The sequence below is a fragment of the Corynebacterium sp. S7 genome (genome assembly GCF_054401105.1).
In genome coordinates, this window is sequence record NZ_CM136760.1 from 1,054,781 (window position 1) to 1,070,320 (window position 15,540).

A 15,540-nucleotide genomic window follows, 5' to 3' on the forward strand; every position below is an offset into this window, starting at 1 on the left:
AGCGTAGAGGCATGGAACAAAACTTCCGCAGGCCTGTGGGGCTTGTAGCGGCCTCGTTGCTGCTGATTGGTGGCGCGGCCCTTGGGGTTTCGCCGGGCGTGGCCGTGGCGCAAGAGGCGCCTCCGGCAGCCTCGTCGGCACCTGCTGCTTCTGCTCTGTCGGTGAAGGTCGAAGACCCTTCAGGTCTGCTGAGCGCTTCCGATGTGACCAGTCTTGTCGATGGCACGACTGCGCTGAGTTTTCCGGATGCTGTGCACGAAGTGACCTATATGGTTTTCAACGAGTACTCGCAAGGACTCGATTACGAGACGGTGCTCAGCGACCAAGTACAAAACTATTCCCGTGAGCAGCGCCCGGACTTGATCACCGGTTCCACTTTTAACGATGGCAAACTCATCATCGCCACGGGGTACCTGCCCAACTTTACCGGCGTGTACTGCGGAAACGACGTGTGTGACGCACTTGATCTGTGGCCGGGAAAACACCTGACTAATGCGGAGGGGGCAGGGAAGACCGATTTCAAACATTTGAAAACCGTTGACGGGTTGCTTGCGATGGCTGATGCAGTAGTCACGCCCGAGCCGAATCCTGGCGATTCAGGCGTCATCTTTGGCGCGATTATCGGCGGCGCAGTAGTACTCGCCGCCGCGGGTGGAGGCTCCTATGTGCTCGGGAGACGTCGCAAGAAGCGTGCCGAAGAAGCCCGCTCCTACTACGGAATCGTAATGGCTCATTACCCCGACGTAGATCGGCGCCTAGATGCCATTGATGTCCGCGCACACTCGCTGACCTCGCAGTTGGCGGATGAAAACTTGCTCAAAGATTGGGAAGAAGTACGCGATAAATTCGTTGAGCTTCGCGACGATGTCCAAGCCCTCGACTCGATTACGGCAGACTCGGACGACGCTACGTTCCGCTCGAAATACAAGCTGCTGAAGCAGGCTGCGGAGACGACAAAGCAGGTGGCAACGGCCGGCGGAAACATTGACATGATCTACCTAATTGAACAGGGCGACAACGCTGCCCGGCTTCAAGCAGCCGACGAACTTTCGCATGACATGCTCAAAGCTCAGACGGTGGCGAAAAACGAAGTGTTGCAGAATCAAGCACGATCGCTCAGTGAACGCGCCGACGATTTGCGCGACGAAGTAGAAGCAGACGACTTCCTTGATCAGTACGTGCGCCTGCTAGGGGATTGTGCATTGGTTGTCGAACTCATCGACGAACAAGAATTCAGCAAATTCGAGCGCACCACCGAGCGTGAAGTACCACGCGTTTACGACTCGGACTACCGAGTAGGCACGGGTGTGAACCACTACATTCCATTCTCAGTGGTGTTCTCCTGGCACCAGCATGACGTGGACGTGCATAAGGCTTTGCGCCCGAAATCCTAAACCAACCTAGGTTTAGCTTGGGCTTCTCGGGGGCCCACAGACGAAAACCCACCTAGAACCTTCCGCAGTAGAAAGGTTCCAGGTGGGTTTAATCGTCGTCAAGCGAAATGCTCTTAAAGCCAGCCTTAAAGCCAGCGAGGTGGCTGCGGTGTATCTTCGTTCACACCGCGACCGCCACGACCGGTGGCCCAACGTGCGAGGCCCTGGAGGCTACCTCGAACTTCAGTGGTCGGGGTGCCGGAAACCTCGATGCGCTCGTCGGTGTCGGTGTTGACAAGGACGAGGCCCTCGCCGAGGCCGCCGCCACGCCACTTGCCCGCGATCTCCGGAAGGAGCGTGGACAAGATGACCTCTGGGATGTCTGCGAAACCAGCGTTGACGTTCAGGTCAACGGCGTGGATCCAGACTTCGCGGGAACGCATCCACAAGGTCTCTGACGCAGGAACCGTGCGGCCCTGGGCGGTCTTGACCTCGTGGGACCAAGCTTGCTCGGAAGCGTCGCGCCATGCAACGTCCAAACGGACAAGCGTGTGGTCGTGCAGGTTGCGGATCGCATCAGGAATCAGCGTCGCGCCGTATTCGATTTCCTCGCCGCGGGCGTTCGGGGAGGAATACATGGGGTGCTCCACGCCGGTTTCCGCCCAGTCCATCAGGTTGCACAAAGCCGCTGCATTGTAGGCAACGTGCGCAGCCAGGTGGGAGACGGACCAACCTTCGAGGAGGGTATCGCGACCGAAATCGGCGTTGTCAATGAGCGCCAGCTGGCCCGAGTAGTGGGCGGTGCCACGGCGGACGAGCTGGAGACGCTCCTCAATAGATAGGTCGTGGAAGGTGCTCATTATTCAAACACCGTCTTGTTGGCCACGTGGCCCAGGCCGTCAATTTCAACCTTGACGGTCTCGCCGTCGCCGACGTAGCGCTTTGGATCGCGTGCATGGCCGACGCCACCTGGGGTACCGGTGACAATCACGTCGCCAGCATCCAGTGGGTAGATGTGGGAGATGTACTCGATCAGTGCCTCTGGGTTGAAGACCAGATCGTCGGTTGGGGTCGACTGCATCTTCTCGCCCTCGAGGTAGGTAGCCAGTTCGCCACCGAAGGTGAAGTCGTCCTTGGTGGTCATCCATGGGCCGAAGCCAGCGGTCTTCTCGAAGGACTTGCCCTGGTGCCACTGCAAGGTGCGGTACTGGTAATCGCGCATGGTGTAGTCGTTCATGACTGCGTAGCCTGCGATGTGATCGTTTGCATCGGCAGCCTTGACGCGACGGGTGCGCTTGCCAATGATTACGGCCAGCTCGCCTTCCCAGTCCAGCTCGGAGTTTGCGTACTCAGGAACCAGCACGTCGTCGAAAGGACCGGTCAGTGCGTCTGGGAACTTCACAAACAGGGTAGGAACTGCAGGCAGGTTGCGGCCCATTTCCTTGATGTGGTTGGCGTAGTTCAGGCCAACACAGACGATCTTGTTTGGTGCAGGAACAACAGCCTCGAGGTCAGTCTCCTTGAAGGAAACTGCGTCGCCGGAAGCATCCTTGGCGATCTGCTCCCAGTTCTCTTCCTGGAGCAGGTCACCGACGTTGGCATAACCGTTGATTGCAACGGCGGAGGTCTCGGACTCGACGCGTGCTGCGAAGGTGCCCTGCTGAGAACGAATTGTTGCTAGGCGCATGAAATTTAGATTCCTTCCGGAGTGTAGGTACGTGCGAGATCCAGTTTCTCAAAGATCGGGTGATCAGAGAAGTTGAACAGGTCAGCGCCGTCGGCGCCAGCCTCGATGTGCCACTTCTTCCACGATGGAACGTTGAAGATGTCGCCGTGCTGGAGATCAAACTTCTGGTCTCCAACATACGCGGTGGCAGAGCCCTGGAACAGCTGGAAGACGCGGTTGCCCACTTCGTGAACTGGGACGGTCGCAGCGTTTGGACGCAGGCGGTGGAACTCAGCACGGATGGTCGACATGACATCGCCACCAGTGGTTGGGTTGGTGAAGCGGATAGCTGCGTGTCCTGGGGAGACAACGCCAGGGAAGCCCTGGTCTTCGAGCTTGAGCTGCTCGGTCAGTGCCGCGTCAGTGTGCTCCCAAGCGTAACGGCCGATTGGGGAAGCCGACTGCTGGCCAGGGTAGGCAACTGGGCGCAGACCTGGGTGAGCCCAAAGACGCTCGCTGCGGGAGTATTCCGGAGTGGACTCGTCGGTAAGCTTCTCTGTGCCGTACTCGAAGAAGCCGGTGTCCATCTGACGTGCAAATGGGATGTCCAGGCCGTCGAGCCAAGCCATTGGCTCGGACGCGATGTTGTGGTGGCCGTGGAAGTTCCAGCCCGGGGTGAGCAGGAAGTCGCCGCGCTTCATTGGCACAGCGTCACCGTTGACAACAGTCCAGACACCTTCGCCCTCAATGACGAAGCGGAAAGCGTTCTGGGAGTGACGGTGCTCAGGAGCGTTCTCGCCTGGTGCCAGGTACTGGATTGCAGCCCACAGGGTAGGTGCGATGTAGGTGTTGCCGCCGAGGCCTGGGTTAGCCATGCCGATTGCGCGACGCTCGCCGCCACGACCGACGGGAACGAGCTCGCCGGAGCGCTGAGCCATCTTGTACAGCTCTTCCCAGTCCCAGTGATATGGGATTGCGTCTGGTTCTGGGCTGTTTGGCATGAGTCCGCCGATCTGGCGCCACAGTGGCTTCAGATGCATCTCGTCCATGCGCTTGTACATGGCGTCGAGTTCTGCCTGCTCTTCTGGGGTGGCCTCGGGGACCTTGAATTCAACGTGCTCTTTGGAGTAGTCGTTTTCGCTGCTCACGGTTCTAACCTCCTGTTAGTTCCTATTGGTAAAGCTTTTTTGAAAACCGGCTTTTAGAAACGGTTGTGACATCGAACATAGGCAAGATTAGAAAGTGACACAAAGCTATTCCGTTCTGCGGAATCTGAAAGTGGGGGTAAAACGGGCTACCCCATACCAGACATCGGAGGTGGACGGAACTTCGCCAGTCTGCGGTTGATATCGGCGGCGTGGCGCATCAAGACGTCGGCACTCGTGCGGTGCGCGTTGCGGAAGCGCTGTGTGGGAATGGCAATGGTCACCGCGCCAAGAGTGTCTCCGAGCTCGTTTTTTAGCACCGTGCCAACTGCGGACACGTCATGTTCGTACAGTCCGTTGTTGTAGGCGAATCCCCGTTTGCGGGTGCGCTGTAAGGTGCGGCGCAACTCGTCGAAATCTGCATCCGTCATGGTGGGGTAGAGGCCGCGCAGCTCGCCTGGGGAAAGCTCGCTGAGCATGGACAATCCGCCCGCATTTTCCGCTGCCGGCATGATTTGGCCTTGTCTGGAGCTCACGCGCACGTTCTGGGTGCCCTCCACCGAAAAGATGAAGTGGGACTTATTGCCCGCCAGCACCTGCAGATTCGCTGTCTCCGCCGACTCCGTGGCCATCGCCCTGAGGTGGTCGGCGGTTGCGTTGATCAGTTCGTCACCGACGCCAGGCACCAAGCTTGACGACGACAGCGCCGGCCCCGGAAGGTACTTGCGAGATTCGGACTTAGTTGCAAAACCCCGGTAGACCAGCATGGACATTGATCGGTGTACGGTGGATTGGGCGACGTCGAGGGACTCGGCCGCTGAGGAAATTGTCAGCGATCCCGAGTCGCGCAGCATGAGCACTAACACGAGTGCGAGGTCGACGGATTGGAGATACTCGCGCGGGGGTGAGCCGTGCGTGGGGCCAATGTGAAGCAAAATATTACCTTCCGCTATGTGGAACTATTTTGATTGTAACCCGCATCACGCCCAAGATATGCGTATGGCTTCCATCTCCGAACCTCGAGATACCGCTGATTCACAGCGGCGTAATACCGTCGAGTACGCAAAAGAAAACAGTTTCACCATTCTTGGTATTTCTGGACGACGTCTTGCCGCCGTCTTGATCGGATGGTTCTTCGTCATTTTCGACGGTTATGACCTCATTGTCTATGGCACCGTGCAGGGCGCACTCATGGAAGAGTGGAACCTGAGCTCGGCCGCCGCCGGCACCGTCGGCTCAGCAGCCTTCGTCGGCATGGTAATCGGTGCGCTCATAGTCGGGCGCATCTCCGACCGCATCGGCCGTAAGTTTGCGGTCATCGGATCGGTCCTGATCCTTTCCATCTTCACCATCTTGTGTGCGTTCGCACCAGGACCTGTCATCTTCGCTATTTTCCGTGTCTTGGCAGGCATCGGCCTCGGTGGCTTGGTTCCTTCCGTGAACGCCATGACCGCCGACCTCGTGCCTTCCAACAAGGTCTCTGCATGGTCGACCGTGATGATGTCCGGTGTTCCACTGGGTGGTTCCATCGCTGCTATCTTGGCGCAGTGGATCGTTCCATCTGATCCACACTGGGGCTGGCGCACCATGTTCCTCATCGCCTTTGTGCCATTGGTCATTGGCCTGCCAATCGCGATGAAGGTGATTCCTTCCGACAAAGAAATCAAGGAAGACTACCTCGCACACCACGAGACAGAGCAGAACGAAGCAGAAGCAGACGAGAAGCCTGGCTTCGGCGCGATCCTCAGCCCGAAGTACCGCACCGTTTCAATCTGGTTTGCTATTGCGACCTTCGTGACACTGCTGGCTTGGTATGGTCTGGGCACCTGGCTGCCTAAGCTGATGACCACCGCAGGCTACGACTTCGGCGCCGCACTGAACTTCACCCTGGCCCTGAACCTCGGCGCGATTATCGGTTCCGTTGTCACAGCATGGGCAGGCGACCGCTTCGGTCCCGTCCAGTCGGGCTGCGTCGCCGCTGGTGTTGCTGGTATTGCCTTGCTCTTCCTGCTCACCAGCCCATCCATCTTCTGGGTATACGTCATCTTGATCCTGGCAGGTGTGGGTACCCACGGCACCCAGATCCTTATCATCGCTGCAGTTTCTCAGTTCTACCCGCAGCGTCTGCGTGGCACCGCCCTCGGTTGGGCTCTCGGCGTTGGCCGCCTCGGCGCAGTGGCAGCACCTCAGCTTGCTGGCCTCCTGCTTTCCTGGGGCCTGGGCGTCAACTCCAACTACCTCATGTTCGCCATCGCAGCATTGCTGTCCTCGCTCTCGCTGTTCATCCTCTCCGGAATCCAGCGTCGCGACAAGGCTAAGAACGATACGCCGGCCGCCACAGTGGTCTCCCAGGCTGAACCACAGTAATTTCACAACTGTATTCGCCGATAACCGCTTAATCAGACTTAATTAGAAAGGCAGATTCTCCACAATGTCAGCAAACAAGTCCAACGACCTCGCCGGCCAGAAGATCATCATCACCGGTGGTGGTATTGGCGGTGCTTCAGGTGCCCTCGCACTTGCACTGCGTGGTGCAGACGTCACCTTGTACGAGCGTCACAACGAGTTCAAGGAAGTCGGCGCCGGCCTTCAGATCGGCCCACACGGCGTGAAAATGCTGGACAAGTGGGGCTTGAAGGAAAAGGCAATCGCAGGCGGCTACCTGCCAGAACGTATGCAGTTCCGTGATGGCATTACCGCCGAACCAATCCTGAACATGGAGTTCGATGACAAGTTCCTCGAGCACTACGGTGCCGAGTACCTCGTCATTCACCGTTCTGATTTGCTGAACATGCTCGTCGAGGCCGCTCGCGAGGCCGGTGCGAACCTAGTCAACGGTGTCAAGGTTACTGGCGCCGACGATCACGGCGACGGAGTGTCAGTGCACCGCGAGGATGCCAACACAGGAGAGAAGCTTGACGACGACGAGGCCGACATCCTAGTCGCCTTCGACGGGATTCACTCGGTCTTCCGTCCAATGTGCGTTGATGATGAGCCAGTGCCGTCTGCTTACGTGGCCTACCGCGGTACCTCCCCACTTGCTGAAGACGAGGAAATGAAGGACCTCAAGGATGTCCGTGGCTACATTGGCTCACGCTGCCACTTCATCCAGTACCCGCTGCGCGGCGGCGAACTGTTGAACCAGGTTGCTGTGTTCCAGTCTCCTCGTTACCTGGAGGCCTTGACCAATGGCACTGAAGTTCCAGAGGACTGGGGCAACAACGAAGAGTTCAAGCAGGCCTTCGACCACACCAACGAGGCCGTGAAGGGTCGCTTGGGCAACATGTGGCTGGATACCTGGTGGCAGATGGCTGACCGCGAGCCACTCGAGGATTGGATTGCTTCCGACCGCATCATCGTGATGGGCGACGCAGCTCACCCACCTCTGCAGTACATCGCTTCCGGCGCAATCATGGCCATGGAGGACGCCGAGTGCCTGGCTCAGTATGCTTCCGATGCAGTCAATGCTGGTGACCTGAATTGGACCACAGTTCTGCGCGAAGTCGCCGACGAGCGCGCTCCTCGCTGCGGACGCATCCAGACCACCTCCCGTTTCTGGGGCGAGCTGTGGCACGTTGATGGCTTGTCCCGTCTCATCCGCAACGAGCTCTTCCGTGAGGCTGAGCGCACTGGTTGGTTCAAGTACGCAGACTGGCTGTGGGACTACGACGCTAACCGCCGCGAGTACATCAAGGATCCTTCGAAGGGCAACCTGCCTAAGGAACTCGACGAGTGGGAGTACAATCTGCACAAGATTGCTCGCCAGCGCGAAGAGGGCAAGTCTGCTGAAGAGCTGACCATCTAGTCGTCTCGACTTTTGGCGCGGACCGACTCCAATTGGGAGCCGATCCGCGCCATTTTTTGTTTTTCTCCCGCCCTCGCCGGACCTAACGCACTGCGAAATTTAAAACCGCAGGTCGCAGGAAACGAAGTCCTGCGTTGTGCACCTAGTGGGGCTGAGCCCATGAAATTCGTGAGGGGTGCGTGGCCTTGCGTGCCCTGGATGCTCGAAAAGGTGCACTTCGCAAGATATCACCATTATCTGACCTGGGGTTTTAGATTTCGCCCGACGTTAGGTACGGTTTTTCGCTTTGCGACGATGCCCTCGCCGGACCTAACGCACTGCGAAATTTAAAAGCGCAGGTCGCGTGGAACAAAGTCCTGCGTTGTGCACCTAGTAGGGTCGAGCCCACGAAATTCGTGAGGCGTGCGTGGCCCTGCGTGCCCCGACAAAAGGGGCTAGTGCAGCGCGCGGAGCAGCTCGGTTGCCGCGTCTCCGCAGATGAAGGGGAGCTCGGATTGTTCCTTCTTGCTGAAGGGCTTGAGTACGTAGTCGGCGACTGGCTGGCGTCCAGGTGGTCGGCCGATGCCCACACCGAGCTTGTTGTAATCGCCGGTACCTAAGGACTTGGTAATGGACTTGAGCCCGTTGTGGCCATGGTCGCCACCGCCGGAACGGAGCTTGATTTCGCCGAAGTCTTGGTCGATTTCGTCGTAGATGACGTAGAGGTCGGCAGGTGAAGTGCCGAAGTAATTGGCAAGCGCCTTGACTGGACCACCCGAGACGTTCATGAAAGACCTGGTCCGGGCGAGGATAGTTTGGCGAGACGTTAAACGACCTGCGGTGAGCTCGGCAACTTCGGTGTTGGTTTTCTTATGCACGCTCAAGGTGGCAGGCATGGGGGAGACCTCACCGAGGAGTTCCTCGATGACCATTACACCAACGTTGTGGCGGGTTTCGGCATACTGCGGGCCGGGGTTGCCCAGGCCAACGATTAAAAGGGGAGAGTGAGACACGCTTCTATATTGGCATAGATGCAAAAACCGCCCCACTGGATTACCAGTGAGGCGGTTAATCGTCGTGAAGCGAAATGCTTACTCGGCGGATTCGGCGCCTGCTTCTGCGCCGCCTTCCTCGGCTGCTGCTGCAGCCTCTTCGAGCTCGGTGTCAACCTCTTCGAAGGTGACGTTGATGATCAGATCCTCAGGATCGGTGATCAGGGTTGCGCCTGCTGGCAGAGCGATGTCGCCGGCAAGGATCTGGGTGCCGATTTCCTTGCCCTCGACGGAAACGGTGATCTCTTCAGGGATCTTCAGAGCGTCGACCTCGATGGTGATAACGTCTGCTTCCTGGATCATGATGGCACCTGGAGCGATGTCGCCCTCGGTGACAACAGGAACGTCAACCTCAACCTTTTCGCCGCGCTTGATGCCCAGCAGGTCGATGTGGTCGATGTCGAGGGTGAGCACGTTCTGGTCGATGTACTTGACCATTGCGAGGTGCTGCTCGCCGTCGATCTCAAGCTCGAGGATAGCGTTAACGCCGTCGTTACGAACGAGAGCCTGCATCTCCAGCAGGTCAGCGTGGAAGTGGACGTTCTCTGCACCCTTCGAGTACAGGACGCCTGGGAGGCGACGGTCGCGGCGCAGACGGCGGGAAGCACCCTTACCGAACTCTTCGCGCAGCTCTGCCTTGATTACTGGGGTTTCAGCCATGTGAACTCCTAAAAGTAGTGGTTGCGGCCGCTAAAATAGGTGTTCTAAAAAAGAAAACCTGCGACCAACTCAAACGTGTTTTGCTCGTCGAGTGATCGCAGGCCATAAAAGTCTGTGATACTTATCGCGTCGATAACGGCCATTCTTTCAGGCCCTCGCCGAGACGCTGAAAAGCATAACACCAGCAAGTGTACTGGTCCAAAACGCTCAAGCGACCAGGAGCCCTACCGGGAGAAAATGAAATGGCCGTGAGCCTGGCGCTGCTCGTTTTCGTGGCCCAATGCAATGCCGGTCCGGTCGCGCAACAGGGCTGCGGTGATAAATCCGATGACGGTGGCAGTGAGTAGATAGGCCGTAACGCCCCAGGTAGAGCCGGTGTTTTCTACCATCCATGCGGCGATCATAGGCGCAAAAGCACCGCCGATGATCGAGCCGATGGCGTAGGTAATGGAAACTCCCGACCCGCGGATCGAAGCAGGGAAGAGCTCAGCGTAGGTCGCACTGGTCTGGCCGTAGGTGAGGCCAAGCCCGATGGAGAGGAAACCAAGGCCCAAGAAAACCATGCTGTACTCGCCAGTATTCACCAGCGGGAAAAGCGCGAGAACACCAGCGGCTTGGACGATGAAGCCGAGCAGGAAGGTATTGCGGCGCCCAATCTTGTCGGATACCCATCCCGCGAACAGCGTGGATACGACCCACACACCTGCCGAAGCCGTGACAATGAGCAGGATCCGGCCGCGCTCTAGGGCCAGGCCATCAGGGTTTGTGGTGTAGTTCTGGATGTAGCCACCGGCCATCATGTAGCCCGCAACACCGTTCGCGGCGAACAGCAGCGCGCCGACGATTACCAGCGGCCAGTATGTGCGAAACAGCGTGGCAATGGGGTGGGCAGGAACGACGCGGGCTTCCCGGTCCTGGGCCATCTCGGTGTAGACGGGGGATTCGTCGACACCTACGCGAATGAGGTAGCCAATAACCACGAGCACGATGGAGAACAAGAACGGTACGCGCCAACCCCACTGCATGAAGGCGTCACCAGGTGCGATCCAGTTCATCAGTGCAAGTGCGCCGTTGGCCATGAGCAGTCCAAGGGGTGCCCCGATCTGCGGGCCAGCACCGAATAGGCCACGTTTGTTGGTGGGGGCGTGCTCGACGGCAAGTAGTACGGCGGAGCCCCATTCGCCACCTGCGGACATGCCTTGCACGATGCGCAACACCACGAGCGTAAGAGGCGCCCAGATTCCTGCCTGCTCATAGGTGGGCACCAGACCAATCAAGGTGGTTGCGCCACCCATGGCAAATAGCGTGACCATAAGCACCATACGGCGGCCGAGCTTATCGGCGAAGTGACCAGCGAGGAAAGCGCCCAGCGGGCGGAAAAGGAAGGAAAGACCCACGGTGAGGAAGGCCAAAATTGTAGAGGAGCCGTCCCCGACGGGCCCAAACATCAGCTTGTTAAACACCAATCCTGCCACGGCGGCGTAGAGGAAGAAGTCGTACCACTCGATAGCGGTGCCAACGGTGGTTGCTGCGACGACGCGACGACGCTCACGCGGGGTCGTGGTTGCTTTCATAGTTCCCTTTATGTGGTAGTTGATAGGCGGACTGATTGTGTCTCACCGCACAATACCCGCACAATACCAAGGACACCTTAGCCAAAAAGTGGTAAGCCGGAAGCATGGACATCAAAGAAGTTTTAAGCAAAGTACCTACCCAACTCCGGATCGGCGCGAACTGGCAAGACGGCTCGACAGGGGAGACCTTCGAGGTATTAAACCCCGCCACCGACGAGGTCTTAGCCACCGTTGCATCAGGCACGTCCGCAGACGCAACCGCAGCCCTCGACGCGGCAGCGGCAAAACAGAAGGAATGGGCACGCACCTCTACTCGGGAACGCGCGGAAATCCTGCGCCGCGCCTATGAGCTCGTTATTGAGCGGAAGGCGGAATTCGCCACGCTGATGACCGCGGAGATGGGCAAACCCTACGCCGAGGCGGAAGGCGAAGTTGTTTATGGAGCCGAGTATTTGCGCTGGTTCTCGGAGGAAGCCGTGCGCAATTATGGCAAGACCTACCCGGCCCCGGAAGGCGGCAAGCGAATCATTACCGTGCGTAAACCAGTCGGCCCCGCGCTGCTGATTACCCCGTGGAATTTCCCACTCGCCATGGCATCGCGCAAGGTCGCACCGGCTATCGCAGCAGGGTGCACGATGGTGCTCAAACCCGCTAAACTCACCCCGCTCACCGCGCTTTATTTCACCCAGACCATGATCGACGCCGGGCTTCCCGACGGCGTGCTCAACCTAGTCACCTCGAAGTCCGCATCGTCGATCTCTGAGCCACTTCTTGCTGATCCGCGCCTGCGCAAGGTTTCCTTCACCGGCTCCACCGCCGTCGGCCGCACCCTGCTCAAGGGGGCCGCCGACAACGTCCTGCGCACCTCAATGGAGCTAGGTGGCAACGCACCAGTCATCGTCTTCGAGGACGCGGACCTAGACACCGCCGTCGACGGCGCGCTGCAGGCCAAGATGCGCAACATCGGCGAGGCATGCACGGCCGCAAACAGGATTTTGGTGCACGAATCGCTTATCGACGATTTCTCCGCCCGCCTCGCCGAACGCATGGGTTCGATGAAAATCGGAAACGGATTCGACCCAGACACCCAGGTTGGCCCACTAGTCGAGCCTAAGGCGCTCGAGGGAGTCGAATCACTTGTCGACGACGCCGTCAACGCCGGGGCCAAGGTGCTCACCGGCGGCAAGCGCGTCGAGGGCCCCGGCAACTTCTACGAGCCCACCGTGGTCACCGGTGCCACCACTCAGGATCGAGTGTTCCGCGAGGAAATCTTCGGCCCGGTTGCCGTGGTCTACCCGTTTTCTACCGAGGAAGAGGCCTACGAAATGGCCAATGACACCGAGTTCGGCCTAGCCTCCTACGTATTCAGCCAGGATTCCGCACGGCTCTTCCGGGCCTCCGACAACCTTGATTACGGCCTGATGGGCTTCAATACCGGCATTGCCTCCAACGCGGCGGCTCCCTTCGGCGGCGTCAAGCAATCGGGTATGGGCCGCGAGGGTGGTGCGGAAGGCATCGAGGAGTACACCGAGGTGCAATACATCGCAGTCGCGGACCCCTACGCGGGCAACTAAAGGTACTTCGAACCCTCCCGCACCGACAGTGGAGCCAGGTCGTGGGTGGCAATGAAATTTGCCACCCACCTCTGATCCGTTTTCGAAAAGTCCCGCAGCGCCCAGCCGATGGCCTTGTTTATGAAGAATTCTTGGGAGCCAAGGTTTGCCTCGATGCACTCGCACAAGAGTTCAGTGTCGGTGCCGCCCTTGAATCCCAACTGGTGAATAATGGCTACCCTGCGGACCCAGAAATCACCATCGTGGGCCCACGCGCGCATCGATTCCGCATCTGCCGCCGCTCCCACTGCCTTGGCCAGCGAGTCCACTGTGTCCCACCACGACTTGGTTTGCACGAGCTCTTTCAGGGCGGGCAGGTTGCTCGTCGATAAGTGTCCAAAACGCACGTGGTCGCACGCGCAGTAGTGGAACTCGCGCTCGTCTTCGCTAAAAAGCTGCCGTGCGAAGTCGAAGTCGGTGGGTCGCACGTGCACGATTTCACGCGTCGCTTTACGACGAACACCTGCGGAAACGCCCAGGAAAGGGAACTTATCGCGCATATATGCTTCCATGCCGGTGGCCCTTTCGGGGTCGGCAAGGGGGAGCAGCGCGGAGTAAACCGATTCAATTGGTGGCATGTACCCATACAATCACCACATGGATAAATTCCGCTATGTGTGCATCATGATCGGTGGCTTCCTCGGGCCTTTTGCGGGGCAATCGCTGTCTGTGGTGCTGCCGGAGTTCGCCGCGGATTTTGGGATCTCGCTGGAACTGGCATCGTTGACTATGACGGCATACATGCTGCCGCTTGCCGTGACGATGCTCTTTTCCTCGTACCTAGTGCGAAACCTCCGTCCGGCACCCGTGATCCGGACCGCGTATATGGTCATCGCTGTGGCCGCAATTGTGCTCGTGTTTACGCCGGTGTGGTGGCTGTTTCTGGTGGCGTTTATCGTGGCGGCGATCGGTAATGCCTTTACCGCTCCGCTTTTACAACAGGTGCTCAAGCAGATCACGCCCGACGATAAGCTAGGCCAGGCGCTGGGGACTTATGCTGCGATGCAGTCCTTCGGGTTGTTCTCGGCGCCTTTGGTAGCTGGTGTGACGTCGCTTGTGAGCTGGCGATTGATGTATGTCTTCCTGGCGGTTTTTGCCGTGGTGATTGTGATTGTGATTGTGCGCGTGCCCGATGTGCCGGCCACCCCGCCTGCACCGGGCTCTCGCCGGTTCAAGCTCACCTGGCCGGTCGTGCGCGCGATGCTCACGCTGTTGTCCGTGGGCACCGGCGTGATCGGGATGTCCTTTATTATCTCGCTCTACATTGGCGACCGTTTTGGTGCGGGCCCTGTAACGCGCGGTGCGATTGTGATGATTGGTGGGCTCACCGCATTCATTTTTGCTCGCTATGTGGGAGGCCTAGCCGACAGGCATGGCCCGCGCCCCGTGCTGGTGGGTGGCTTGATTGTCGCGGCGGCCGCAATCTTGGCCATCTCGGTCTCGCCGTGGATGATTCTGATTGCCGTGTTCTGGGGCGTGGCGGTCCTCGCCGTGCAGGGCACTCAGGTGTCGGTGAACATGCTGGTGCTGCGCGCGCCGGGCGGCACACAGATGCTCTCGACGATTCAAGCCTTTAGGTTCTTCGGCAACTCCCTGACACCGATTCTGATTCTGCCGCTTTACAACATTCACGCCTGGCTGGGCTTTCTTGGTGCAGCGGTGATCTTGCTGGTGATGGCCGTGGTCAATATCGTGGGGCAGCGGACGACTAAATCAGCGAGTTAGCTAAACACCAAGTGTTCGCGCAGCTCACCGGAGGCGTAGAGCTCTAAGTCTTTGGTGATTACAACCGCGCTTACATCAGGTAAGGCACCGATTTCCTGCAAGATTTCCGGGGCGGGTCGGCCAAACAATCGGCTTGTCCAGATCTCGCCATGGACCGAACGAGTAGAAACAATGGTCAACGACACCACATCAGATTCCACCGGGTAGCCGGTGGCGGGGTCCAAAATGTGGTGATACGTGCGGCCGTCTTGGTTGAGGCGGCGCTGATACACCCCAGAGGTCACCACCGATTGAGCATCCACGCTGACCGAACCGATGACCTGATTATCGTGATTGTTGGGATGGCGCAGCCCGATGCGCCACCGGCCGTCGGCTTGGCGCGGGGAAGGGCCAAAGGTGAGCACATTGCCACCCAAATTAATCATGGCCGAGCGGGCACCATGTGATTGAAAATACGCGATGATCAGGTCGGCGATATACCCCTTGGCCACCGCGCCTAAGTCGATTTTCATCCCGCTGCGCGCCAAAAAGACCTGGCTGGAATCTGCATCGAGTTCAATGAGCGAGGGATCCGTGAGTTTCAGGGCAGCCTGAATAGCAGCAGGTGAAGGAACATTCGCATCGGAAAAGCCGATGCGCCACAGTTGCACCAACGGGCCGATGGCAATATTCAGCATTGACCTGTCAGCAAGGCTGTGTTCCACGCCAAGTGAGATCAACTCGAACAGCTCGGGATGCACCTCTACGGGGTGCAGGCCGGCGGCGCGATTGAGCTCGCCTAATTCCGAGGTGGGATCGTTGGCACTGAAGCGATGCTCGTAGATTCTCAGTCGCCGGATGGCCTCGTCGATAAGCGATTGTGCGTGCTCTGCCTCCACTTGGACCTCGATGACGGTGCCCATCATGTGCACCTGGGTACTTGCGATCTGCATCGTCATCGAGCTCCTG

At 58.6% G+C, this 15,540-nt stretch carries 14 protein-coding genes; 5 read left to right on the plus strand and 9 right to left on the minus strand.

Annotated features, from left to right (window positions below; translation table 11 throughout):
• The first annotated feature begins 11 nt into the window (after positions 1-11).
• Positions 12-1,394 (plus strand): hypothetical protein, encoded by a 1,383-nt coding sequence (locus tag ACXZ66_RS05130; protein WP_458750815.1) that lies wholly within the window; start codon positions 12-14, stop codon positions 1,392-1,394.
• Between the two features lie 125 nt (positions 1,395-1,519).
• On the opposite strand, the gene ACXZ66_RS05135 is transcribed toward ACXZ66_RS05130, so the two are convergent.
• From ACXZ66_RS05135 to ACXZ66_RS05150, 4 genes are all read right to left on the minus strand, one after another.
• On the minus strand, positions 1,520-2,233 hold the full coding sequence (locus ACXZ66_RS05135; RefSeq protein WP_458750816.1) for a maleylpyruvate isomerase family mycothiol-dependent enzyme: 714 nt from the start codon (positions 2,231-2,233) through the stop codon (positions 1,520-1,522).
• Positions 2,233-3,060, minus strand: coding sequence for a fumarylacetoacetate hydrolase family protein (locus ACXZ66_RS05140; RefSeq protein WP_458750817.1), 828 nt, complete (start codon positions 3,058-3,060; stop codon positions 2,233-2,235). Before ACXZ66_RS05140 ends, ACXZ66_RS05135 begins: the two co-directional genes overlap by 1 nt.
• 5 nt (positions 3,061-3,065) lie before the next feature.
• Entirely contained in the window at positions 3,066-4,100 is a 1,035-nt protein-coding gene (locus ACXZ66_RS05145) for a cupin domain-containing protein (protein WP_458751285.1), read from the minus strand.
• Between the two features lie 233 nt (positions 4,101-4,333).
• Positions 4,334-5,119 carry an IclR family transcriptional regulator gene (locus tag ACXZ66_RS05150; RefSeq protein WP_458750818.1) on the minus strand — a complete coding sequence of 262 codons (786 nt, stop codon included), beginning with the start codon at positions 5,117-5,119 and terminating at the stop codon, positions 4,334-4,336.
• Positions 5,120-5,183: 64 nt separating this feature from the next.
• On the opposite strand from ACXZ66_RS05150, the gene ACXZ66_RS05155 reads away from it, so the two are divergent.
• Positions 5,184-6,551: an MFS transporter gene (locus ACXZ66_RS05155; RefSeq protein WP_458750819.1), complete on the plus strand. Its 1,368-nt coding sequence runs from the start codon at positions 5,184-5,186 to the stop codon at positions 6,549-6,551.
• Positions 6,552-6,615: 64 nt separating this feature from the next.
• Positions 6,616-7,989, plus strand: coding sequence for an FAD-dependent monooxygenase (locus ACXZ66_RS05160; RefSeq protein ID WP_458750820.1), 1,374 nt, complete (start codon positions 6,616-6,618; stop codon positions 7,987-7,989).
• A gap of 434 nt (positions 7,990-8,423) precedes the next feature.
• Here the strand turns inward: ACXZ66_RS05160 and pth are convergent, their stop codons facing one another.
• The 3 genes from pth to ACXZ66_RS05175 all read right to left on the minus strand — a co-directional run bounded on the left by pth (position 8,424) and on the right by ACXZ66_RS05175 (position 11,254).
• Entirely contained in the window at positions 8,424-8,981 is a 558-nt protein-coding gene (gene pth / locus ACXZ66_RS05165) for an aminoacyl-tRNA hydrolase (RefSeq protein WP_458750821.1), read from the minus strand.
• A 78-nt stretch (positions 8,982-9,059) separates the two neighbouring features.
• Positions 9,060-9,680, minus strand: a complete 621-nt coding sequence (locus ACXZ66_RS05170) for a 50S ribosomal protein L25/general stress protein Ctc (protein ID WP_458750822.1) — start codon at positions 9,678-9,680, stop codon at positions 9,060-9,062.
• A gap of 224 nt (positions 9,681-9,904) precedes the next feature.
• Complete coding sequence (locus ACXZ66_RS05175; protein WP_458750823.1) at positions 9,905-11,254, minus strand: MFS transporter; 1,350 nt, start codon at positions 11,252-11,254, stop codon at positions 9,905-9,907.
• 104 nt (positions 11,255-11,358) lie between these two features.
• Here ACXZ66_RS05175 and ACXZ66_RS05180 point away from each other — a divergent pair, with 104 nt between their 5' ends.
• A complete protein-coding gene (locus ACXZ66_RS05180; RefSeq protein ID WP_458750824.1) occupies positions 11,359-12,828 on the plus strand; it encodes an NAD-dependent succinate-semialdehyde dehydrogenase in 1,470 nt (489 codons plus the stop codon).
• Here the strand turns inward: ACXZ66_RS05180 and ACXZ66_RS05185 are convergent.
• A complete protein-coding gene (locus ACXZ66_RS05185; RefSeq protein WP_458750825.1) occupies positions 12,825-13,445 on the minus strand; it encodes a DNA alkylation repair protein in 621 nt (206 codons plus the stop codon). The two genes, ACXZ66_RS05180 and ACXZ66_RS05185, sit on opposite strands and share 4 nt — an antisense overlap.
• A 19-nt stretch (positions 13,446-13,464) precedes the next feature.
• Between ACXZ66_RS05185 and ACXZ66_RS05190 the strand changes: the two genes are divergently transcribed.
• Complete coding sequence (locus ACXZ66_RS05190; RefSeq protein WP_458750826.1) at positions 13,465-14,592, plus strand: MFS transporter; 1,128 nt, start codon at positions 13,465-13,467, stop codon at positions 14,590-14,592.
• Here the strand turns inward: ACXZ66_RS05190 and ACXZ66_RS05195 are convergent.
• Positions 14,589-15,530, minus strand: a complete 942-nt coding sequence (locus ACXZ66_RS05195; RefSeq protein ID WP_458750827.1) for an FAD:protein FMN transferase — start codon at positions 15,528-15,530, stop codon at positions 14,589-14,591. The two genes, ACXZ66_RS05190 and ACXZ66_RS05195, sit on opposite strands and share 4 nt — an antisense overlap.
• Between the last annotated feature and the right edge of the window lie 10 nt (positions 15,531-15,540).

Bases quoted from the DNA above. Each gene is read 5' to 3' on its own strand.
- ACXZ66_RS05130 (WP_458750815.1), top strand. From the start codon at position 12: ATGGAACAAAACTTCCGCAGGCCTGTGGGGCTTGTAGCGGCCTCGTTG.
- ACXZ66_RS05135 (WP_458750816.1), bottom strand. From the start codon at position 2,233: ATGAGCACCTTCCACGACCTATCTATTGAGGAGCGTCTCCAGCTCGTC.
- ACXZ66_RS05140 (WP_458750817.1), bottom strand. From the start codon at position 3,060: ATGCGCCTAGCAACAATTCGTTCTCAGCAGGGCACCTTCGCAGCACGC.
- ACXZ66_RS05145 (WP_458751285.1), bottom strand. From the start codon at position 4,100: ATGTACAAGCGCATGGACGAGATGCATCTGAAGCCACTGTGGCGCCAG.
- ACXZ66_RS05155 (WP_458750819.1), top strand. From the start codon at position 5,184: ATGGCTTCCATCTCCGAACCTCGAGATACCGCTGATTCACAGCGGCGT.
- ACXZ66_RS05160 (WP_458750820.1), top strand. From the start codon at position 6,616: ATGTCAGCAAACAAGTCCAACGACCTCGCCGGCCAGAAGATCATCATC.
- ACXZ66_RS05170 (WP_458750822.1), bottom strand. From the start codon at position 9,680: ATGGCTGAAACCCCAGTAATCAAGGCAGAGCTGCGCGAAGAGTTCGGT.
- ACXZ66_RS05175 (WP_458750823.1), bottom strand. From the start codon at position 11,254: ATGAAAGCAACCACGACCCCGCGTGAGCGTCGTCGCGTCGTCGCAGCA.
- ACXZ66_RS05180 (WP_458750824.1), top strand. From the start codon at position 11,359: ATGGACATCAAAGAAGTTTTAAGCAAAGTACCTACCCAACTCCGGATC.
- ACXZ66_RS05185 (WP_458750825.1), bottom strand. From the start codon at position 13,445: ATGCCACCAATTGAATCGGTTTACTCCGCGCTGCTCCCCCTTGCCGAC.
- ACXZ66_RS05190 (WP_458750826.1), top strand. From the start codon at position 13,465: ATGGATAAATTCCGCTATGTGTGCATCATGATCGGTGGCTTCCTCGGG.
- ACXZ66_RS05195 (WP_458750827.1), bottom strand. From the start codon at position 15,530: ATGACGATGCAGATCGCAAGTACCCAGGTGCACATGATGGGCACCGTC.